The organism is Amycolatopsis sp. NPDC000009 (assembly GCF_055563465.1).
The window spans coordinates 51,083-71,540 of the sequence record NZ_JBVHDI010000016.1 but is presented as its reverse complement, the minus strand read 5'-3'; the positions used below and the strand labels follow the sequence as shown (position 1 = coordinate 71,540).

Sequence of the window (20,458 nt, the reverse complement as noted above, 5' to 3'; positions counted from 1 at the left end):
TGCCGGGACGGGAAATATCGGCGCTGCCAGCCCGTTGACCTGGGGAAGAGCAAGGTCACGGAAGGGATCGGCGATGAGCACAAGCCTGGACACGTTCACGCACGACTGGCAGGTCTGGAAGACCCAGCGCGAGCGCGATCTCGCCGACCCGCTCGGCTGGCTCGCCCTCGTATCCCTCGACTGGCTCGAAGACAAGCCCCGTGCGTACGAAGGCCTGCCCGGCCTGTGGTGGCAGGACGCCGACGCGGCGTACCTCGACCCTCAAGGCGCGGATCTCTCGTATGACGGCGAGCGGATCACCGGTGTCCGTCGCTTCGAGCTGGTCAACAGCGGTGCGACCACCAGGGTCGTCGCCGGCGAAACCGAGATCGAGGTGGCGCGCCGCGGCGGGTACCTGATCCGGACGCACGACCCGAAGGCCCCGGTGCTGAACGCTTTCCGCGGTGTCCCGGCGTACGAGCCCGACGCGGCCTGGGTGCTGTCCGGGACTTTCGAGCCCTTCGACGAGCCGCGGCCGACCACGGTCGGAGCGGTCGTCGAAGGGCTCAGCCACGTCTACGTCTCGCCGGGCATCGTGCGTTTCGAGTACGACGGCGTCGAGCACACACTTACCGCGTTCAACGGCAAGAAGGACGGCTTGCTCATCCTGTTCACCGATGCCACGAGCGGCGTCACCACCTACGCGGCGAACCGGTCGCTCGCGGTGCCACCTCCCGCCGAGGACGGGTCGGTCGTCCTCGATTTCACCCGCGCGACGAATCTGCCGTGCGCGTTCACCGACTTCGCGACGTGCCCGCTGCCGCCGGCGGGCAACGACCTGCCGTTCGCGGTGGAAGCGGGGGAGAAGCTGCCCTACGAGCGCTCACACTGAACGGTCGCGAGCGCCGTCATCGCCTCCTGTTCGCGCCGGGCCAGCTCGGACAGGATGGCGGACGCTTCGTTCAGCTTTCCGACGTCACCGGATTCCCCCGCCTGTGTGAACAACTCCGCGACCTCTGTCCATAGTGGAGTGATCTCGCGGTATTTCTCATACGCGGTGCGGAGACCGGTGTCCTCGACCAGGGTTGCGCATTCTCCGAGGAAGTCGCGGTAGATCCGGCGGAAGAGCGCGCCGCCGGTCCCAGCCCGCTCCATCAGCATGGCGGCCTGAGGAAGGTCGCGTGCCGGATCACTGCTGCGCTCCAGCCATTTCCGCACCTCGGCGGCGGCCTTGCCGATTCCGCGATACCCGAGGTTCACGATGGGCGGGTTGAGAAACTCCGCCGCGTTGGCCCGGACCGCCGTGCGGATGGCGTCGGCGAGCGGAACGAGAGGCGCGTCGACACCGAGGGTGAAAGATCGGTTCTTCGCCGTCATCGGGCCCTTCTCCCCGCGGGCGCGTTCGAGGCTCTCCAGCGATGTCGACACGGCTCCGCCCTGCTGGGCCGTGTCGACAAGGAAAGCGCGCTCGTCGTCATGGCCGTACAAGGCGGCGATGTGCCCTCCGAAATGGACCTTCGACGTGAAGTACTCCAGGTGGTACGAGTCGAGTTGCAGACCAACCGGCACACCGGCGTCGATCTCCTCGGCCACGTTCCGCCACGCTGTGCGTGCCGACGTCGTTTCCTTGACCCGCAAGGACAGTCCGAGCCGGTCGGTCAGCTTCCGCGTGATCTCGAAGGGCTTGCTGCGTCCGCCGAGGAACGGGAACGGCAGGTTCTTCCCGTCCCAGTAGACGAAGCCCAGGCCTTCGCCGAGCCCGAACAGCATCGGCTCGGACAGCTCGATCCCGGCGTGCCGCAGGAGGACGCCGAGCGTGCTGGTCTCGCAGTGCTCCCCGCCCGCGGCCGCGATTCCCTCGATGATCACGAGGTCACCGGCCAGGCGATTTCGGTGCGGTATGCCTCGGGCGCGACCCCCGGGCCGGGCGCCACCAGGTACAGCTCCTCAGCGGGGCCCGCCGGGTTGCGGTCACGTTCGGCGATCCAGCGGCCGAGCGATCGGTATGCGGTCTCGACGTCTTCGTAGCCACCTTCGTGGATCGCCGCCACGAGCCGGCCCCCGGGAAGCTCACCGGGGCCGATCTCTCCGTCTTCCCGCACCGGCCCGTCGACGGGGACGAACAGTTCGACGGTCAGCTCGTCGGGATCGTCCGTGAGGTAACGGGTCCCGGGCGGTCCGGACGGTGCCACCCCTTGTGAGCCGAGCGCCGCGAACAGCCGGGCGTACGCGGGACCGATCCGCTCCGCCAGGCCGCTCAGCGGGGTCCGGATCGACAGGCGCGCGATCGGCTGCGGTGCGCGCACACGCTCGTAGACATGCAGCCACCGCGCCGGTTCGGCGAGCACGGAGTCGAGCCCGTCGGTGATCGCCGCGAGTTCCGCGGCCCGCGCCGCCACCCGGTCGTGATGTCGTTTGATCGCGGCCCTCACCTCGTCCGGGTCACCCGCGTCCAGGATGGCGGCGATCTCCGCCAGCGGCACCTCCAGCTCCCGCAGCCGCCGGATCAGGCCCGCACGAGCGAACTGTTCGAGCGAATACCGGCGGTATCCGGTGCCGGGGTCGATCCTGGCGGGGACCAGCAGTCCGATCCGGTCGTAGTTCCGCAACGCGCGGACCGACAGCCTGGTGGCGTGCGCGAACACGCCGATCGGCATCAAGGTCGTCATGGGACCAGCCTGAACCCTCTCCCGGGGAGAGGGTCAAGCCGGTACCTCACCCCAGTGACAGCCGATCGAGATCCGGGGCGGCCGCGTGGTCGTTGTGCAGTTTGATCGTGTTCGCCCCCGCCTTCAGTTCGATCGGCAACGACGTCGTGAGCTGGGTGTTGTTGCCTGCGCCGTCGACCTTCACCTCGATCGGCGAACCGCCGTTGACCGTGACGAAGTACGAGCGCGGCCCGTTGACGGTGAAGTCGATGTGGAGGGTGTAGCGCCTGGTCTCGGGCACGGTGACGTCGTCGAACCGCACGAACGAGTCCGGGTCGCCGCCGATGTTCCGGACCTTCTGCCCGCCCGAGCACACTCCGCAGTTCGTGACGCCCGCGTCGCCGACGTCGTTCGCCGAGGCTTCGGCCTCCCGCATGAAGACCCGGTCCGCGGGCCGCGGGCTCACCCGCACGGGTTTGCTCACCGATCGAACCCGGCCGAGCAGGTCGAACGACGCGGTGACCGGGACGTCGGCCGCGGTGACACCTTCGGGGGAGAGCAGGGTCCAGGATCCTTCGAGTTCGTTCCCGACCCGCATCGATGCCGCCGTGACCGGAGCACCCTGCAAGGTCCAGCCCGCCGGGACTACGGGTGCGAGGCTGACCTGCTTGATCGCGTCGTCGGCGTCGAGCCGCAGCTTCGCGGTCACCTGAAGGGACTGTCGTCCCGGCGCGAGCCATTGGACGCCACCCGGTTCGACGGTCAGCGTCGTTTTCGGCGTGTAGGACGACGGCGGCAGGGGAGCGATCCCGATCCGGTCGAGGCCCGGCCCCGAGGTCGCGTTGCTGAACACCTTGACGGTGTTGGCGCCGGCCTTCAGCTCGACGGGGAGCGCCGTCGAAGACACGACTCCCGGTGTTCCGGCGTCGATCGCGGTCTCGACGGGGGCGCCGCCGTTGACACTCACCGCGACCGACGTCGCGGGACCGCCCATGGTGTCGAGCTGAAGCCGGTGGCTTCCGGCTTCGGTGGCCGTCACGTCCGGGTAGGTGACCGAGTTGCGCGGGCCGCCACCGAGTCCGGTGACCTGGAACGATCCGGAACAGGACGAGCAATGGCCGAGCCGGGCGCGGCCGTCGTGGTCGTTGCGGAACGACTCCGCCTCCAGCGGAACCCGCGTGCCGGCCGCCGAACCCGGGTAGCCGTACGCCACCTTGATCTCGTCGATCGCCAGCTGCTTGTAGAAGGGCTTCGCCTGCGGCCCGGACCAGGTGTTCAACACCTCGAGCTTGACGAACCGGGTCTGCCGCTCGCCGAAATCGATGAACTGCACACCGCGGGCGCTCGGCATCGCGCCGGTGCGGACCGGTTCACCCCAGTTCCGCCCGTCGTCGCTGACGTAGACGCGATAGTCCTTGATCCGCGCCGAGTCCTCCGGCCTGCCGAACGACTCGCGCGCGTGCGTCGGCGACATCTCGCGCTGGTTCACCGCGAGGTAGGTGGCGGTCCGTCGCCTGCCGAGGTCCAAGGTCAGCGAGACCGGTTGCCTGCCGTCGGCGTCCCAGTAGTTCTCGAAGTTCCCGTCGACCAGGTTGGACGCGGGGTGTCCGGCGCGTGAGGACGAAGCCGTCGCCTTGATCGTGCGGGAGTCGTGGAAGTACCTTTGCCCGGCCGTTTCCACCTTGAACACCGTGTCGTAGGCGTCCCAGTCCTTGATGTCCACAATGGTCAGATAACCGCCGGATTGGCTGAAGCGCAGCGGCTTCCCCGTGCGCACGTCGGACACTCCGGCCACCTTGTATCCGTTGTCGCGCAAGCGGAGCAGGTTGTTGCGCGGCCGCGTGACCACGTGCAGGTACTGCGTTGCCGCGCCGGGCTCGACGGTGATGACACCGTGCGCGCCGTCGTTCCAGAACCCGGGCTGCATCCCGCCGTACATGTACCCGCCACCCTCCTTGCCCTGCAGGGAGGACCTGATCGGCGGCACCCAGCTCGCCATGAAGTTGTTGTACGCCTCCTGTCGCGGCGGGAACTTCCCGTTCACCATCGGGGTTTCGGCCATCAGCGACTTCATCGACGAACCCGCGTTGGTGATGTAGCGCCCGGTGGACAGCCGGAAGTCGACGGCCTGATCGGTGCCGTCGTACCACCAGGCGCCGTTGGTCGGCAGCTTGTAGTCGGCCTCGGTGAGCCTCGGCATCGGGGTGAAGGCGGCCTGCGGATAGTCGTACGGCGGGGTGATGCCGGTCTTCTGTTCGTTGCTGACGGTGTCCATGATCGGGGTGTCCTCGTTGTTGTTGCTCAGCAACCAGGACGGCCGCTTCTCGCGGATCTGTTCGTAGAGCCGGTTCTTCTCCCAGTAGTCGTTGTCGTTGTCGATCCAGAACCCGGCGAGGTCCGCGTAGCGGTCCATGACCTCGTGGAAGAGGTCGTAGCTGTACTCGCCGAAGCCGGGACGCGTCGTCAGGTCGACCTGCTTGCCCTTGTAAGCGGAGTACGCGGCGGAATCCAGCGACTCGACACCGGTCTCCTTGTGCCACTGGGGATCGTCGGTCATGTAGAGGATCGTCCGGACGCCTTTGGCATTGCCCGCTTCGACGAGTTCGCCGAGGAGGTCGCGGCGTGTGGAGCAGCTGCCCGGGATCGCCGACGGCCACGGACGCGCGTAGCCCAGCCTGCTGTGGAAGGTGGCGAGCACGATGTAGGAGGCGCCCAGCTTGCGGGCCTCGTCCACCCAGTAGTCCGCGCTCCAGCCGCCGTCGGTGACGGCGCGTTCCCAAGCCGCGCAGTCGGTGTGGCGTGGCGCGGTGAACATGCCCCAATGGAGGAAGAGGCCGGCGGTGGCTTCGCGCAACCACTTCTGCCGGGGATGGTGCACCTCCGCGCTCGCGGCCGTCGTGGTGAGCAGGCTCGCCAGCAGGGCGAGAACTACGGTGAGCCAGGCGGTGCGATGCGCTCGAACTCTCATGACCATCCGCTCTCATTCAAGGCGTGGGCTCCCGAGAGATCCGATGATTGCGGCAGAAATGTCGGTGGTCAAGCCCCGATGAGCGGGACATGGCTCAAGTCATCAGAGGTATTGCGCGATAGAAGGCAGTGCCCTCTCGTCTGCAGTACGAGAAGGCACTGTCCGGCGTGCTTCAGATGTTGAAACCCGGATGGGTCGCGAAGGCGTTGTCGATCACGAGGTTCCCGCGCTGGCGGGCACGTTCACGCAATGCCGACGTCGTGCGGGCGCCCTGGGCGTAGAACCACCACAGATAGAGCGCGCCGTACATCCAGGCGCCTTCGTAGCCCCAGGTGGAGTCGGCGCCGCTCTTGCCGGCGCCGAACACCGAACCCGCCGGGAAGTTCGCGTTGTGCGGCTTCCCGCCCTGGTGCCGGGATTCGTGGATCAGCGTTTCGGCGCGTCCGGGGACGTCCTTGGAGTACCAGAAACCGAGGTACACCTCGATCCGGTCGTCGACGAACGCCCCGCTGAACGACCGCGCGATGGCGCTGCCGTCGCCGCAAAGCGCGCGGAGGTCGTCGCAGTTGTCGCGGACGTACCGGCGCGCCCAGTTCAGCATCGCCCCGGAATAGGCGTCGTTCTGGTAGTCCTGTGCCGAATAGGTCAGCAGGTAGCACGCGTTGAACGTCCGGGCGAGCGGCTTGTCGGTGTTGCACGCGTCTTCCCAGCCGAAGCCGTCGTCCCAGTAGTCCTTGTTGCCCGCGAAACCGTAGGTGTTCCAGAAATAGTCGATGTAGGTCTGATTGCAGATCGAGGCGCCGTAGAAATTGTCCCCGGTCACGTTCTTGTCGGGCACGGTGTAGCTGCAAGTGGCCATCGGAGATCACCTGTCTGTAGAAGGAATGGGTTCGGTTCAGGAGCGCGGGGGCTCCGGCGGCGGCACGTCGTCGGCCCGTGAGTCCTTCACGTGCCGGCCGCCGACGGCCTGGGGGACACCGCGGACGTCGACCCGCCGGATGTTCAGCAGGCGCTCGTCCTCGGTGCCGCTGAGCTCCTCGCGCATTCGGGCGGTGAGCTCGGTGTCCCCGGTCTCGGCGATGGCCTGGACCGCCGCGCGCCGTACCGTGAACACCTCATGCCGGATCTGGCGCAGCAGCAGTTCCCTGGCCGCGTCGTCCCCGGCGGATGCCAAGCGCGCCAACGCTTCCACGGCGGTGGTGCGGATGATCACCTCTTCGCCGACGGTGCTGATCCCATGTGCGGGGTCGTCGGAACGCTCCGGCGGGATCGGCTGGCGCAGCACGTTTTCCAGCGGCGGAACGGCAGCCGGGTGCCTCAGATCGGTGAGCAGCTGGACCAGGCCCCAGCGCTCCAGGTACTGCTCCTCGGACAAGGCGTCGTACTGCGCTCCGAGCGCCGGGACGACGTCGTCCGCACGCTCTCGAAGCCGGTCGAGGCTCCGCTGGTAATTGCGCTCGGCGTCCTCGCCGGACGCGGCCATGGTTTCGGCGGCCTGGGTGACCAGTTCGCCGATTTCGCTGTTCGAAAAGCTTCCGAGGCCCGAACTGCCCGGGCCTGCTTCGAGGTTGTCGCCACCCGGGCCCAAGGACGGGGTGTCGGGATTGCGTGGGGTCGGCATGAGGTTCTCCTTCGCAGCGGCGGTGATGCTGACGGAAGGAAGGAACGCGAACCGGGGCGGCAGATACCTGATTTTCCGAAAATTCGCCCCTTGGGGCAGAACGTGATTTTCACCGCGGGAATCCGAAAAGGATTTTGCTCACCGAAAACGAGAGGGTCGCCGAAAAGCCTTCACGAATTCCCGTTCGTGATCAATGGCGGACGTCGATGACGACACGGTTCGGCGAGGTCAGGGTGAACACGCTGACCGGTGTTCTCGACCGGACACCGAGGCCGATGGACAACGTGCCCTCGTAGTCGCCGGTGACCGCGACCGCCATGACGTTGCGCAGATTCCGGGTCCGGAATTTCTGTGGGCCGGGATAGGTCGGATTCCCGGCGTCGTCGTGTGCCGCGGCCGGGGACGCGGTGACCGCGATGAAATATTCCCCGGTCAGCCAGACGATCTCGCCGGAACCGTCGGCGATCAACTCGTCGACGAGGTCGTACCGGACGGCGGGAGCCGGGCCGGCGGTCAGGTCGAGCACGACCCGGTCGAAGCCGGTGTTCTGGCCGGTGCGGATCCCGGTCATGGTGGGGATCTGCGGTGCCGCGGCGGAAGCCGGGACGACCGCGGCGATGGCGCCGGTCAACATCAGGAGGGTGGCGGCGAGCGCGCCTCGAAGGGTGACGGTCATGGGATGACCTCCTGCCGGAGAGTTGTTTCTCCGAAAGACGCCCCTGGTCCAGGGAGGTTGTATTCTTCGCCCTATCGTTACCGATCGCCGAATTCTTGTCGAACGATCTCGAAGTCGGCGGGGAAATGGTTTCTCACTCGCTCCGCGAGCCGGTGCAGGTAGCGGAGATCGCTTTTCGCGGAAGCGATGAGATGGGTGAATCTCCGATCATCTTCGCGATAGCTGTCGTCCTGCGAGGCGAAGACGCATTGGACGTCGGTGGTGTCACTGCCCCAGCAGAGAGCGCCAAGGAGGTACTGCTCGACGACGAGGTTGTAGTCCTCGAGTGGTGCGAGGCGTTGCCAGGCCGTCCGGTTCTCCGCCGACTCCACCATGCGGATGGCGAGATCGGCGTAGCGGCGGAGAAGCGGAACAGCCGTGCCTCCGACGATTCCCGTGCACAGCGCGGCTTCCCCGGTGTAGTCGCTGAATTCCTTCGGCAGGAAGCCGCCCGTGCCCCGGATCGCCGTGGCGGCGGCCGACGGGCGGTAGTAGCCCACGTCGGAAGCCGGTGCGTGCTCGGGATTCTGTGCGACGACCTCGCCGTCGAGCCCTTCCACAGGGAATCCGGGCCAGAGGAACACGTCGTTGTCGATGTGCAGGAACGGCTCGCGCTGCTCGCGGTACGCGTGCAACTTCCCGAGCGCCCACCACGACGGGTCCTGCCCGGCGAGTCCGTTCAGTGTCAGGGAAATGTCGTCGAAGGGCAGCCGTAGCCGTCCGACGAGCAGTTCGTGCCCACCTTCGTCGGTCACCAACGCCGTCGTGGGGAAGAGACGGGACGCGAGCCGGAACGACAGGACCCACGACAACGCGTGGAAGAAGTCGCTCGGCCAATGTCGTCCGTACCGGCGCCGGTACGGGACGCTCCAGAACGACCAGACCGCCCGGCGGATCGGTCGCGCGGCCCTGTCACCTGGACGGACCACGCGGACCGGCGGGGGACGCCAACCCGGCCCGCTGAACTCGCCGTATCCGCCGTGGCGGGGGATTCCAGGCGCGAGCAGATGGCCGCCGATGGCGACCGCGGTGCCGGGGTCGTATCCGTAGTACGGCATCGCGCTGTGGTTCGGACCGGGGTGGTCGAACGTTACGCTCATTTGTGGTGTACTAGTACACCTTGGGCGCGACGACCGGTGAAAGCCTTCGCCGGTTCTGATCTTTCACGGTCAGGAGGAGTTTCTTGTCGTCACGAGTGGGGGCGCAGCCCGTGTTCCTGGAGCGCCTGTTGCTGGACGTGGAAATGCGGCGAGGGCAGGTCCATCGCCGTCTGGCCGTGCGAACCGTCATCGCCTGCGAACACGGCGTCGACGGCTACCGGGACTCGGTCCCCGTCAAAGCGATCATCGGCTGCCACGCCGAGACCTCGGTGCTGCGCTTCCCGAAGCCGTTGCGCAAAGGAGAACGGCACGAGTTCGTCTCTCTCGTATGCGACGAGGATCTGGATGACGAGAGACAGTGGATCAATGTCGACGTCGACCATCACGGGATCGCGCCCGGTGCCGTCGACGGTGAGGGCAAGGTGCTCGGAGGGCTGAACGTCAGCATCACGTTCGACGACCGCGTTCCCGAAGCCTGCTGGTGGTACGCGGAGCAGAACGAGTGCGAGCGCGTGATCCGGCCGCCCGCCGGAGATCGGCGTCTGCTCGAGATCCGGCGCGGCGTCGTCGAGCACACGTTCGCGGGGCCTTGCCGCCCGCGGGAGCAGTACGGCATCGCTTTTCGCTGATGGGGAGTGAACATGGCCGGAGACGTGGGCTTGGAGCCGCTGCTCGACTACGTGCGAGAGGGCCGGGTCGGGCTCTCGGTCGTGGTCGCCGTGGCGGGAGAGATGGCAGGCGAAGGCGCGACCTTCGCGGAGAGAACCGCAGTGTTGCTCTCGGTGGTGGGCGCGTTGATGGACCGGGGCGCGGTCCCCGGCGATCTGGTGGGTGCGGATCGCGACTTCGTGGCTTGGCCGGGGTCGAAGGACGCCGTTCTGTCTCGGCTGGCGTGCGAGGTCAAGACGCTGGGGGAGGAGGCGGCGACGGGGGAGCTTTGCTGGATCCACGATCCCGCCGCGGCTGGGTGAGGTTACGGCCGGTTCAATTCGCGACGACCGATGTCGGTGAGCATGTAGTACGGCCGCCCGTCTGCTGTGTTCTTGTCGAACTCATGGGCAATCCAGCCGAGGTCGCGCATCACGTCCAGCATCTCGGACAGCCGCCGATGACTGAGGGCAGCTTCGCGCCGGAGGTCCCCCGCGTAGAAGCGGGCTTCGGCGCCTCCTGCGAGGAACACCGCCGTCAGCCTGCTCATTTCTCGGGCTGTGCGCATGAACCGATTCTAGACCTCGTCGTCCTTTTCCGGCGGGCTTGGCGGCAATGGAACCGGGTGGACGGATAGGCGCTACCCGGTCGGCTGTTTCGGCGGACGACTTCCAGCCTCCCCGCAGAAGACCGTGTGTCCCATCTGGCCTCAGACAAGGCAGCTATGCGGGAAGCGTCGTCGTCGTTTCTTGGCCACGGCTACCGCTTCGATGGTGGGTCCGGAAAGTCCGGCGGCTTGGGGACGCTGGGCGGACCGGAGTTTTTGTCCGTGGGCCGTGTGGGTGTGTCGCCCGGTCCTGGATTCGTGGGGCTGGTCCCTGCTGTTCGATGCCCAGATCGACGGGAGCGCCTTCAGCGAGCATTCCGAACTCGACCGGCGCCGTCAGGCCCGTCCGTTCCCGGTGCAATACGAAACGGGGCGGCCTACCAGGTAGACAGCCCCGTTCGAGAACGTCGTCAGCTCACCAGCCGCGTTCGCGCCACTCCGCCAGCTGCGGCCGCTGCTCACCAAGCGTCGAGTCGTCCCCATGCCCCGGGTAGAACCACGTCTCATCCGGCAGTTCGTCAAAGATGCGGGAAGACACATCGTCCAGCAGCGACTTGAAGTCCTCCGGGGAGCCGGTCTTTCCGACGCCGCCGGGGAACAGCGAGTCGCCGGTGAACAGGTGCGGGTGCCCGTTCGGGTCGCGGTACAGCAGCGCGATGGAGCCGGGGGTGTGGCCGCGCAGGTGGATCACCTCGAGGGTGATCTGCCCGACCTTCACCGTGTCGCCGTGTTCGACGAGGAAGTCCGGCGGGATCGGCAGCGGTTCGGCGTCCAGCGGGTGGGCGGCGGTGTTCGCGCCGTTCGCGCCGGCGACGGCGCCGAGCGCCTGCCAGTGGTCCTGGTGCTGGTGGGTGGTCACGACGGTCTTCAGTGCGGGCCGGTCGGGACCGTGGCCGATGAGGTCGGAGATCCGCTCCGGGTCGTTCGCGGCGTCGATCAGCAGCGCTTCGTTCTCGGCGCGGCAGACGAGCAGATACGCGTTGTTGTCCATCGGGCCGACCGACAGCTTCGTGATGGTGATCGCGTCCAGGGTGCGGCGGGCGGCGTCGCCGCCGGGGTCGACATGCCCGGTGTAGGTCTCGACGATGTTCACGCCGCACACGGTAGTCGTTCGCCTGCAATCGGTTCCACCCGCACAGGCGGCGCACAGGTGCAGGACGTAGGCTCGCGTCGCCCCGCCAGCCGAACCACAGGACGCTCGTGCCCGACGCCTCGCCACGCGCCTCGCGCAAGATCAGCTGGGACGTCCTTCGCGTTGTGGCCGTCTTCGCGGTCATGCTCGGGCATGTCACCCATCAGGGGGCGCTTCTGCATCCCGAACTGGTGGGGTACCCCTTTCGGGTAACCGCTCAGTTCGGCGCGGCCATCCTTCTGGTGATCTCCGCCTTCTTCGTTTGCGCGAGCCTGCGCAAGGGACGGCCCGGGCGGTGGCTGTGGAACCGAGTGGCACGGCTGGTGCCCGCGTACCTGGTGGCGGTGACCGTCACCTACGTCGTCGCCCGGTACGCGACGATCCGGTTCAGCGGCCTGCCGTTCCCGCCCGGCCTCTCCGGGTTCCTGTTCGGCGTTCCGCAGGGCCCGCCGTCCGATCCGTCGCCCTGGTACGTCCCCACCGGCGCCGATCTGCTCGCCAACCTGGGCATGGTCCAGGAATGGGGCTGGCGGTACGAGCTCTTCTACTATCTCGACGGCGCCTACTGGACGCTGCCGGTCCAGATCGCCGCCTTCACCGCCGCCGCCCTGCTGTGGCCGCGCCGGTGGCGCACCCACCGGCTCACCGTCGGTCTGCTCTGGGCGCTGATCCTGGTGCCGCTTTTCCTCCGGTTCGTCGTGTTCGACCCGCTTTCCACGCCGAAGCTCGTGGAGACCTTCTACTACGGCCTCGGTCTGCATCGCGTGCACGTCTTCGCCATCGGCATCGCGATCTGGCTGTGGTCGAAACGACGGCTGGCGCACTGGCATCTCGCGCTGTTCGTGCTCGCCGCCTGCGCCGCGCAGGACCTGCAGGTCTTCCCGTTCCACCAGGCCCTGCCGAACGATCCCGAGCGCTGGCCGTCGGCCATCGGGTTCGCGATCATGCTGCTGCTGGTGTGCCTGGCTGCCCGCGGACCGGACTGGCGGTTGCCCGGCCTCTCCAGGGCCGCCCCGGCTGTCACCTGGCTCGCGGGCATCTCGTATGGTCTTTATCTGGTGCACCAGGAACTCGGTTACATCCTGGCCCGTGCCCTGCTGAACGCCGGTGTCCCCGGCTGGCTGCGGCTCCCCCTCGTGCTGGCCGCCGCCGTGTTCGGGGGCTGGGCGATCACCGCTGGCGTTGAACGACCGGTCCACCGGTGGCTCACAGCTCGCCGGGATCGACGCGAAAAGCCAGGAAAACCGCAGGTCAAAGACTCGGAACCGGTTTCTGTCGGTGGTGCCTCGTAGCATGGAAGCGGCCGCCCGTGCAGCTATCGACCGGGCCGGCGACCGCAGCTGAGAATGAAACCTGAAGGGACCCTGGCGTGGCTGATCGCCTCGTTGTTCGCGGCGCCCGCGAGCACAACCTCCGCGGTGTGGATCTCGACCTGCCCCGCGACAGCCTGATCGTGTTCACCGGTCTGTCCGGGTCCGGGAAGTCGAGCCTCGCCTTCGACACCATCTTCGCCGAAGGGCAGCGTCGCTACGTCGAGTCGCTGTCGGCGTACGCGCGCCAGTTCCTCGGCCAGATGGACAAGCCGGACGTCGACTTCATCGAGGGCCTTTCGCCCGCGGTGTCGATCGACCAGAAGTCCACCTCGCGCAACCCGCGTTCGACCGTCGGCACCATCACCGAGGTCTACGACTACCTGCGCCTGCTCTACGCCCGCGCCGGCAAGGCGCACTGCCCGCAGTGCGGCGAGGCGATCAGCAAGCAGACCCCGCAGCAGATCGTCGACCAGGTCCTCGCGATGGAGGAGGGCACCCGCTTCCAGGTGCTCGCGCCGGTCGTGCGCGGCCGCAAGGGCGAGTACCTCGACCTTTTCGAGAACCTGCAGCAGCAGGGCTACGCCCGGGTCGTGGTCGACGGGACGGTCCACCCGCTCACCGACCCGCCGAAGCTGAAGAAGCAGGAAAAGCACCAGATCGCCGTCATCATCGACAGGCTCTCGGTGAAGACCAGCTCGCGGCAGCGGCTCACCGACTCCGTCGAGACGGCGCTCCGGCTGGCCGACGGCCTGATCGAGCTGGAATTCGTCGACCTGCCGGAGAACGACCCGCATCGCGTGCGCGGTTTCTCCGAGAACCTGGCCTGTCCGAACGGCCACCCGCTCGCGATCGAAGACCTCGAGCCGCGGTCGTTCTCGTTCAACGCCCCGTACGGCGCCTGCCCGGACTGCACCGGTATCGGCGTCCGCAAGGAGGTCGACCCGGAGCTCGTGGTCCCGGACGACGAGATGTCCCTCGGCAAGGGTGCCATCGCGCCGTGGGCGGGCGGTCAGAGCGCGGACTACTTCATCCGCCTGCTCGAGTCGCTTTCGGAGACCATCGGCTTCCGGATGGACACGCCGTGGCGCAAGCTGCCGGCGAAGGTGCAGAAGGCCGTTCTGCACGGTGTCGACGAGCAGGTCCACGTCCGCTACAAGAACCGCTACGGCCGCCAGCGGTCGTACTACGCGAGCTTCGAGGGCGTCATCCCGTTCCTCGAGCGGCGCCAGGAGCAGACCGAGTCCGAGTACATGCGTGAGCGGTACGAGGGCTACATGCGCGAGGTGCCGTGCCCGGCCTGTCAGGGCACGCGGCTCAAGCCGGAGATCCTCGCCGTCACCCTGGAGCACAAGACGCAGGGCGACCGGTCGATCGCCGAGGTCTGCGCCCTTTCGATCGCGGAGGCGTCGCAGTTCCTCGACGAACTGGAGCTCGGCAAGCGCGAGCAGGTGATCGCCGGCGCGGTGCTCAAGGAGATCCAGGCGCGGCTGCGCTTCCTGCTCGACGTCGGCCTCAACTACCTCTCGCTCGACCGCGCTTCCGGGACCCTGTCCGGTGGCGAGGCGCAGCGCATCCGGCTCGCCACACAGATCGGCTCCGGCCTGGTCGGCGTGCTGTACGTGCTGGACGAGCCGTCGATCGGGCTGCACCAGCGCGACAACCACCGCCTGATCGAGACGCTGGTCCGCCTGCGGGATCTCGGCAACACGCTGATCGTCGTCGAGCACGACGAGGACACCATCCGCTCCAGCGACTGGGTGGTCGACATCGGCCCCGGCGCCGGTGAGCACGGTGGCCACATCGTCCACAGTGGACCGTACAAGAAGATCCTGCGGAACAAGGAATCGATCACCGGCGCGTACCTGTCGGGCCGCACCAAGATCGAGGTTCCGGCGATCCGCCGCCCGATCGACAAGAAGCGGCAGCTGACCGTCGTCGGCGCGCGCGAGCACAACCTGCGCGGTCTCGACGTTTCGTTCCCGCTCGGGTGCCTCGTGTCGGTGACCGGTGTGTCGGGTTCCGGGAAGTCCACGCTGGTCAACGACATCCTCGCGACCGTGCTGGCGAACAAGCTCAATGGCGCTCGTCAGGTACCTGGCCGCCACACCCGCGTGAACGGACTGGCCGGCGTGGACAAGCTGGTCCGCGTGGACCAGTCGCCGATCGGCCGCACCCCGCGGTCCAATCCGGCGACGTACACCGGCGTGTGGGACCACGTGCGCAAGCTGTTCGCCGCGACCACCGAGGCGAAGGTACGGGGCTACCAGCAGGGCCGGTTCTCGTTCAACGTCAAGGGCGGCCGGTGCGAGGCCTGCGCCGGTGACGGCACGATCAAGATCGAGATGAACTTCCTGCCGGACGTCTACGTCCCGTGCGAGGTCTGCAAGGGCGACCGGTACAACCGCGAGACCCTCGAGGTGCACTACAAGGGCAAGACCGTCTCCGACGTGCTGAACATGCCGATCGAGGAGGCGGCCGAGTTCTTCGAGCCGATCAAGGCGATCCACCGGCACCTGGCGACCCTCGTCGACGTCGGCCTCGGCTACGTCCGGCTCGGGCAGCCCGCGCCGACGCTGTCGGGCGGTGAGGCGCAGCGCGTCAAGCTCGCCAGCGAACTGCAGAAGCGGTCCACCGGCAAGACGGTCTACATCCTCGACGAGCCGACCACCGGTCTGCACTTCGAGGACATCAGCAAACTGATCGGCGTGATCAACGGGCTGGTGGACAAGGGCAACACGGTGATCGTCATCGAGCACAACCTCGACGTCATCAAGACCTCGGACTGGATCATCGACATGGGCCCCGAGGGGGGTTCCGGCGGTGGCACCGTGATCGCGGAGGGCACGCCGGAGCACGTCGCCTCGGTGGAGGACAGCTACACCGGGCAGTTCTTGAAGACCGTTCTCGCGTGAGGTCTCGTGAGTGGTAAGGACGGTTCTAACCGTCCTTACCACTCACGAGGTCCAGCACCGGCGAAGCCGGCCCGTAGTAGAAGGCGCGCAGCCGGTACGAGGCGCCTTCTTCGCCCGGCATCGTGGCGAGCCCGGCCGACGTCGTCCCCGGATCGGAGACCTCGATCGGCACGAACCCGGCGGCGCCGGGTTTCTTGATCTCCACGAGGAAACCGTCTTCGTCGCTGGACCGATCCGCCCAGCTGAACCGCACCATCTCCTCCGGCGCGGGCTCGGCCCGGAACGACGCCGGGGCGGCCGAGCGGTCACCCGACCGCAGCGGCACGACGGGTCCGGAAGCGGCGGGAGTCGCGGGGCCGGAGACCGTCACGGCGTCCGAAACGGCGCCGTAGAACGGCCGGATCCGGTAGTAGAACCGTGTTTCCGGCATCAGGTCCGGATGCCGGAAGGTCGTCTGCCGCGGTGGCACGAACCGCAGGATCGTGTATTCACCGTGCGGATCGGTCGTGTACTCGACGACGCGCCCCGCGGCGGCCGGGTCGTCGTCGGGCCAGCTCAGGTCGACGTTCACCGGATCGGCCAGTGTCGCGGTGAATCGCGGCTCCTCGCCGCATCCCGACACGAAAGCGAACACCAGCAGCAGAACGGCCACGAGTTTCCTTGGCACGCCCAGACCCTCCCGGGAATCAGGCGGCGGCGGAATCCGGAGGCGTCAGCATACGAGCGCGTCCGGTGATCGACAAGACCTCGGTTGAACCGCGTTCCGGTGCCGTCCGTGTGGAAGGCAAGAGGAGGCGGCCATGGAGAACCGAGGAGAGGCCGGTGCCGATGCACAGCTCGATCGCGGCGCGCGCCGAACGATCCACTCTGCCCCTGCGGGTTGCAGTACTGTCCTCGCCGACCCAGAAGACCGTCGGGAGGACGCGAGTGGCGATCGGAGGCTGGCGGCCCAAAAAGGCCAAAGGCGAGGACTTGGTCCGGCACTTGTACGCCGAACACGGGCGAAGCCTGCTGGCGTACGCGACGAGGCTGACCGGGGACCGCGCGGCCGCGGAGGACGTCGTGCAGGAAACCCTGGTCCGGGCCTGGAAGCACGCCGAAGACCTGGAGAACGACGCGAAGGGATCTGTGCGGGGCTGGCTGCTCACGGTGGCCCGCAACATCGTCACCGACCGCGCGCGGGCCAGGGCGGCGCGGCCACCGGAAGTGGCGGAGCCGGAGGAAGGCGTGCCCACCCCGGCGGTGGAGCGGGATCACGCGCAGAGCGTCGTGGACTCGATGGCCGTGCTCGGGGCGATGGACGGCCTTTCCCCGGAACATCGTGAGGTGCTGGTGGAGATCTACTACCGGGGCCGGACGGTGGCCGAAGCGGCACAGTCCCTCGGCGTGGCCCCGGGTACCGTTAAGTCGAGATCTTATTACGCGTTACGGGCGCTCAGAGCCGTGATGGCGGGACCTGGAAGGGAGGTAGCGCGATGAGTGCGGTGGGACACGACCAGGGCCAGCTCGCCGCCTACGTCCTCGGCGGGCTCACCGCGGCGGAAGCGGCCACGTTCGAGACACATCTGGCGAACTGCCCCACGTGCCGTCGTGAGGTGCGCGAGCTGTCGGAACTGCGGTATCACCTCGACGAGGTACCGCCGGAGGCGTTCCTCGAAGGACCTCCTGACGGCGGAGATCTGCTGTTGCAGCGCACGCTGCGTCAGGTTCGCGAAGAAGAAGGCACTCAGGAGCGCAAGCCGCGGCGGCTCCTCGCCGTGGCCGGTGCGGCCGTACTGGTCGTCGTGGCGCTGGGCGCGGGCGTGCTGGTCGGACGGCAGACGTCGCCTGAACCGTCGACGGTGGCCTTGCCTGTGCCGGCGTCGGCGACCCCGGTTCCCGGCACCCGCGACCTCGCGGCGACGAACCGGGACACGGGCGTGCAACTGGCGGTCCGGGTGGCCCCGGCAGCGGGCTGGGTGCGGCTGCACGCGAAGGCGACCGGGCTCCGCGAAGGCGAGAAGTGCACGCTCGTCGTGGTGACCAAGAGCGGAGAGCGGGTCAACGCGGGCAGCTGGCTCGTTTCGGAGAAGGGGCAGCGCGCGGGCACCGGGGTCGACGGTTCGGCACTGGTCGCCCCCGACGATGTGGCTTCGGTCGACGTCGTGACCATGGACGGCCGGAATCTGGTGTCGGCGCGGGTATGACGGATTCGCTCACGGATCGCGGAGGCGGTTGGTACCGCTTCCGCGACACGTGGGTGCTCCCGGCCACGCCCAAGGCGGTTTTCGACGCCGTCGTCGACCTGGCCGCGTATCCGCTGTGGTGGCGCGACGTCCGATCGGTCAGTCAGGTGGACGAAGACACCGCCGAACTCGTCTGCCGGTCCAGGCTGCCGTACGCGCTGACCGTACGGATGCACCGGGACCGGCAGGACGAGCGCGAGGGCCGGGTGCGGGTCCTGCTCAGCGGCGATCTCGAAGGGACGCTGGCCGGCGCGCTGATGGCGGTGGGGAGTGGCACCAGGCTGGAGATCACGCAGGAGGTCGAGGCGCGGAAACCGTTGCTACGCAAGCTCGATCGCATCGCGCGGCCGGTGTTCCGGATCAACCACGCGCTCATGATGAGGCGGGGGCACGACGGACTACGGGGGTATCTGCGGGCGTCCGCGGGTTAGGCTCCCGTGATGCGTGTCGCCACCGTGCAGCCGTTCACCGTCCCCGCTGATCTTTCCGCGAACATCGCCGAACACGCGAGGCTCCTCCGGATCGCGGAGGCCGATCTCTGCGTCTTCCCCGAACTTTCCTTGACCGGCTTGGAGTTCGAGGCACTCGCCGCCGATCCGGGACGCTGGCTGTCCCCGGACGATCCCCGCCTCGAACCGCTCCGGGAAGCTTGCCGGGCGAGCGCCGTCCACGCCGTCATCGGGCTGCCGCTGGTGGAGGACGGCCATCGGTACATCGGCTCGCTTGTCCTGGGTGCCGACGGGGAAACCGTTGCCACCTATGCGAAACGGAATCTGCACAACAGCGAGGAAGAGCTCTTCGAACCGGGCACGCGGCAGGTGATCGTCGAGGTCGGTGGCAGGCGTCTCGGCCTCGCGATCTGCCTCGACGCGGCGAATCCGGACCATGCGCGGGAGCTTGCCGAGGCGGGTGCCGAGGTCTACGTCCTCAGCGCGCTCTTCAGCGAGGGCCAGGAACAGCGGCTGCTCGACCAGGTCGGCGTCGCGGCCGGGCATGGGATGTGGGTCGTGCTCTCCCAGTATTCCGGCAAGACCGGCGGGATGGCCGCGTTCGGCGGCAGCGGGGTCTGGAAACCCGGAGGCGCCGCCGAGGTGCGGCTCGGCGGCGAGGTCTCCGAATGGGCCTACGCGACGATCGCTTCTTGAACCTTCCGGGTGCGAAGGAACACCGTCGCGGAGAAGACGGCGAGCGCGAGCAGTCCGGCGCTCAACGCGTACGCCGTCCGGTAGCCGCTGGTGAGGGCTTCGGGCATCGCGGTGCCCTCGGCCAGGAGCGAGCCAGTGCGGGACGCGGCGGCGGTCGCGAGCACGGCGGTCCCGATGGCCGCGCCGATCTGCTGCGTGGTGTTGATCAGCCCCGAAGCGACCCCGGTGTCGGCGGGGGCGACGCCGGACATCGCCTGTCCCATCAGCGCCGGCATCGCCGCGCCGAACCCGATGCCCATCAGGACGAGCGCGGGCAGGACGTCCGTCGCGTAGTCGCCGTCCGCCTCGACGGTGGCGAGGAAGCCGAGCGCCAGCGTGACCAGGGAAAGCCCGGTGACGAGTACGGTTCGTGCCCCGAAGCGGTGGTTCAGCCGTTCGGCGAAGACCAGGGACGTCACCGCGATCGACAGCGGGGCGGGCAGGAAGGCGAACCCGGTGCTCAACGCGTCGAGTTCGAGCACTCGCTGCAGGTAGAGCGCGGTGATGAACTGGAAGCCGAACAGTCCGGCGACCATCAGGACCATCACCGTGTTCGCCCCGGACACCGCGCGGAGGCGGAAGATCCGCAGCGGCAGCAGCGGTCGGCGAGCCTTCGCTTGCCGGAGCACGAATCCGGCGACAAGAAGTAGCGACACCGAGAGCAGCCCGAGCGTGCGGGCGTCGGCCCAGGTGTATTCCTCGGCCTTGACGATCGTGTAGATCAGCAGCATCAGCCCGCCGGTGACCAGTCCGGCGCCGGTGACGTCGGTGCCGCCGCGCAGGCCGGGGCCCCGATCGTCGGCGAGCAGCCGGACGGCCAGCAGCAGCGCGACCGCGCCGATCGGCAGGTTGACGAAGAACGTCCAGTGCCAGTCGAGCAGCTGGGTGAGCGTCCCGCCCGCGATGAGCCCGATCGACGATCCGGCGGCCTGGGTGAAGCTGTAGACACCGATGGCTTTCGCCCGTGCCCGCGGTTCCGGGTAGAGCGTGGTGATCATGCCGAGTACGACGGCCGATGCCAGCGCGCCACCGGCACCCTGCAGGAAGCGGAACCCGATGAGCTGCGTCTGGTCCTGGGCGATTCCGCAGAGCAGCGAGGCGAGGGTGAACAGGCCGAGCCCGGCCAGGAAGACCCGTTTCCGGCCGATCAGGTCGCCCAGCCTGCCGGACAACAGGAGCAGCCCGGCGAACGCGATCAGGTAGGCGTTGACCACCCAGGCCAGGGTGGACGGCGTGAAGCCGAGGTCGTTCTGGATCGCGGGCAGCGCGACGGCGACGATCGAGCCGTCGAGGACGACCATCAGGGAGACGGCGCAAAGGACGGCAAGGATGAGAGCGCGCATGGTGATCCTTCGAGGTTTCCCCAGGTGATGCTTTGGTGCATCACTTGTAACAGCGCCCATCTT

General features: G+C 67.9%; 20 protein-coding genes. 9 read left to right on the top strand and 11 right to left on the bottom strand.

Annotated elements, in window-relative coordinates; genetic code table 11:
• Positions 1–73 precede the first annotated feature (73 nt).
• Complete coding sequence (locus ACZ3HL_RS32335) at positions 74–871, top strand: DUF1684 domain-containing protein (RefSeq protein ID WP_465535180.1); 798 nt, start codon at positions 74–76, stop codon at positions 869–871.
• Here the strand turns inward: ACZ3HL_RS32335 and ACZ3HL_RS32330 are convergent.
• The 7 genes from ACZ3HL_RS32330 to ACZ3HL_RS32300 all read right to left on the bottom strand — a co-directional run bounded on the left by ACZ3HL_RS32330 (position 853) and on the right by ACZ3HL_RS32300 (position 9,031).
• On the bottom strand, positions 853–1,848 hold the full coding sequence (locus ACZ3HL_RS32330) for a BtrH N-terminal domain-containing protein (protein WP_465535179.1): 996 nt from the start codon (positions 1,846–1,848) through the stop codon (positions 853–855). The two genes, ACZ3HL_RS32335 and ACZ3HL_RS32330, sit on opposite strands and share 19 nt — an antisense overlap.
• Positions 1,845–2,648 carry a MerR family transcriptional regulator gene (locus ACZ3HL_RS32325; protein ID WP_465535178.1) on the bottom strand — a complete coding sequence of 268 codons (804 nt, stop codon included), beginning with the start codon at positions 2,646–2,648 and terminating at the stop codon, positions 1,845–1,847. Before ACZ3HL_RS32325 ends, ACZ3HL_RS32330 begins: the two co-directional genes overlap by 4 nt.
• A gap of 46 nt (positions 2,649–2,694) precedes the next feature.
• Positions 2,695–5,601 (bottom strand): discoidin domain-containing protein, encoded by a 2,907-nt coding sequence (locus ACZ3HL_RS32320; RefSeq protein WP_465535177.1) that lies wholly within the window; start codon positions 5,599–5,601, stop codon positions 2,695–2,697.
• A gap of 166 nt (positions 5,602–5,767) precedes the next feature.
• On the bottom strand, positions 5,768–6,454 hold the full coding sequence (locus ACZ3HL_RS32315) for a hypothetical protein (RefSeq protein WP_465413033.1): 687 nt from the start codon (positions 6,452–6,454) through the stop codon (positions 5,768–5,770).
• 36 nt (positions 6,455–6,490) lie between these two features.
• Positions 6,491–7,216, bottom strand: coding sequence for a HEAT repeat domain-containing protein (locus ACZ3HL_RS32310; protein ID WP_465535176.1), 726 nt, complete (start codon positions 7,214–7,216; stop codon positions 6,491–6,493).
• A gap of 190 nt (positions 7,217–7,406) precedes the next feature.
• Entirely contained in the window at positions 7,407–7,892 is a 486-nt protein-coding gene (locus ACZ3HL_RS32305; RefSeq protein ID WP_465535175.1) for an AMIN-like domain-containing (lipo)protein, read from the bottom strand.
• A gap of 77 nt (positions 7,893–7,969) precedes the next feature.
• Positions 7,970–9,031, bottom strand: a complete 1,062-nt coding sequence (locus ACZ3HL_RS32300) for a DUF6734 family protein (protein WP_465535174.1) — start codon at positions 9,029–9,031, stop codon at positions 7,970–7,972.
• Positions 9,032–9,114: 83 nt separating this feature from the next.
• Here ACZ3HL_RS32300 and ACZ3HL_RS32295 point away from each other — a divergent pair, with 83 nt between their 5' ends.
• Positions 9,115–9,660 (top strand): hypothetical protein, encoded by a 546-nt coding sequence (locus ACZ3HL_RS32295; RefSeq protein WP_465535173.1) that lies wholly within the window; start codon positions 9,115–9,117, stop codon positions 9,658–9,660.
• Positions 9,661–9,672: 12 nt separating this feature from the next.
• On the top strand, positions 9,673–10,002 hold the full coding sequence (locus ACZ3HL_RS32290; protein ID WP_465535172.1) for a hypothetical protein: 330 nt from the start codon (positions 9,673–9,675) through the stop codon (positions 10,000–10,002).
• Between the two features lie 2 nt (positions 10,003–10,004).
• On the opposite strand, the gene ACZ3HL_RS32285 is transcribed toward ACZ3HL_RS32290, so the two are convergent.
• Positions 10,005–10,247, bottom strand: coding sequence for a hypothetical protein (locus ACZ3HL_RS32285; RefSeq protein WP_465535171.1), 243 nt, complete (start codon positions 10,245–10,247; stop codon positions 10,005–10,007).
• Between the two features lie 454 nt (positions 10,248–10,701).
• Positions 10,702–11,379 carry an MBL fold metallo-hydrolase gene (locus ACZ3HL_RS32280; RefSeq protein ID WP_465535170.1) on the bottom strand — a complete coding sequence of 226 codons (678 nt, stop codon included), beginning with the start codon at positions 11,377–11,379 and terminating at the stop codon, positions 10,702–10,704.
• Between the two features lie 107 nt (positions 11,380–11,486).
• Between ACZ3HL_RS32280 and ACZ3HL_RS32275 the strand changes: the two genes are divergently transcribed.
• Both ACZ3HL_RS32275 and uvrA read left to right on the top strand, forming a co-directional pair.
• Entirely contained in the window at positions 11,487–12,710 is a 1,224-nt protein-coding gene (locus ACZ3HL_RS32275) for an acyltransferase family protein (RefSeq protein WP_465413048.1), read from the top strand.
• 77 nt (positions 12,711–12,787) lie between these two features.
• Positions 12,788–15,643, top strand: coding sequence for an excinuclease ABC subunit UvrA (gene uvrA, locus ACZ3HL_RS32270; protein ID WP_465535169.1), 2,856 nt, complete (start codon positions 12,788–12,790; stop codon positions 15,641–15,643).
• 25 nt (positions 15,644–15,668) lie between these two features.
• On the opposite strand, the gene ACZ3HL_RS32265 is transcribed toward uvrA, so the two are convergent.
• Positions 15,669–16,295 (bottom strand): fibronectin type III domain-containing protein, encoded by a 627-nt coding sequence (locus ACZ3HL_RS32265; protein ID WP_465535168.1) that lies wholly within the window; start codon positions 16,293–16,295, stop codon positions 15,669–15,671.
• Positions 16,296–16,570: 275 nt separating this feature from the next.
• On the opposite strand from ACZ3HL_RS32265, the gene ACZ3HL_RS32260 reads away from it, so the two are divergent.
• Genes ACZ3HL_RS32260 through ACZ3HL_RS32245 form a run of 4 tightly spaced genes read left to right on the top strand, consistent with a single transcriptional unit; the run spans position 16,571 to position 19,013 of the window.
• A complete protein-coding gene (locus tag ACZ3HL_RS32260; RefSeq protein WP_465535260.1) occupies positions 16,571–17,122 on the top strand; it encodes a sigma-70 family RNA polymerase sigma factor in 552 nt (183 codons plus the stop codon).
• Positions 17,119–17,829 carry an anti-sigma factor family protein gene (locus tag ACZ3HL_RS32255; protein ID WP_465413051.1) on the top strand — a complete coding sequence of 237 codons (711 nt, stop codon included), beginning with the start codon at positions 17,119–17,121 and terminating at the stop codon, positions 17,827–17,829. Before ACZ3HL_RS32260 ends, ACZ3HL_RS32255 begins: the two co-directional genes overlap by 4 nt.
• Positions 17,826–18,299 carry an SRPBCC family protein gene (locus ACZ3HL_RS32250; protein WP_465535167.1) on the top strand — a complete coding sequence of 158 codons (474 nt, stop codon included), beginning with the start codon at positions 17,826–17,828 and terminating at the stop codon, positions 18,297–18,299. Before ACZ3HL_RS32255 ends, ACZ3HL_RS32250 begins: the two co-directional genes overlap by 4 nt.
• 9 nt (positions 18,300–18,308) lie before the next feature.
• Positions 18,309–19,013: a carbon-nitrogen hydrolase family protein gene (locus ACZ3HL_RS32245; protein WP_465535166.1), complete on the top strand. Its 705-nt coding sequence runs from the start codon at positions 18,309–18,311 to the stop codon at positions 19,011–19,013.
• Here ACZ3HL_RS32245 and ACZ3HL_RS32240 read toward each other — a convergent pair.
• Positions 18,992–20,395 carry an MFS transporter gene (locus ACZ3HL_RS32240; RefSeq protein WP_465535165.1) on the bottom strand — a complete coding sequence of 468 codons (1,404 nt, stop codon included), beginning with the start codon at positions 20,393–20,395 and terminating at the stop codon, positions 18,992–18,994. The genes ACZ3HL_RS32245 and ACZ3HL_RS32240 overlap by 22 nt on opposite strands.
• Between the last annotated feature and the right edge of the window lie 63 nt (positions 20,396–20,458).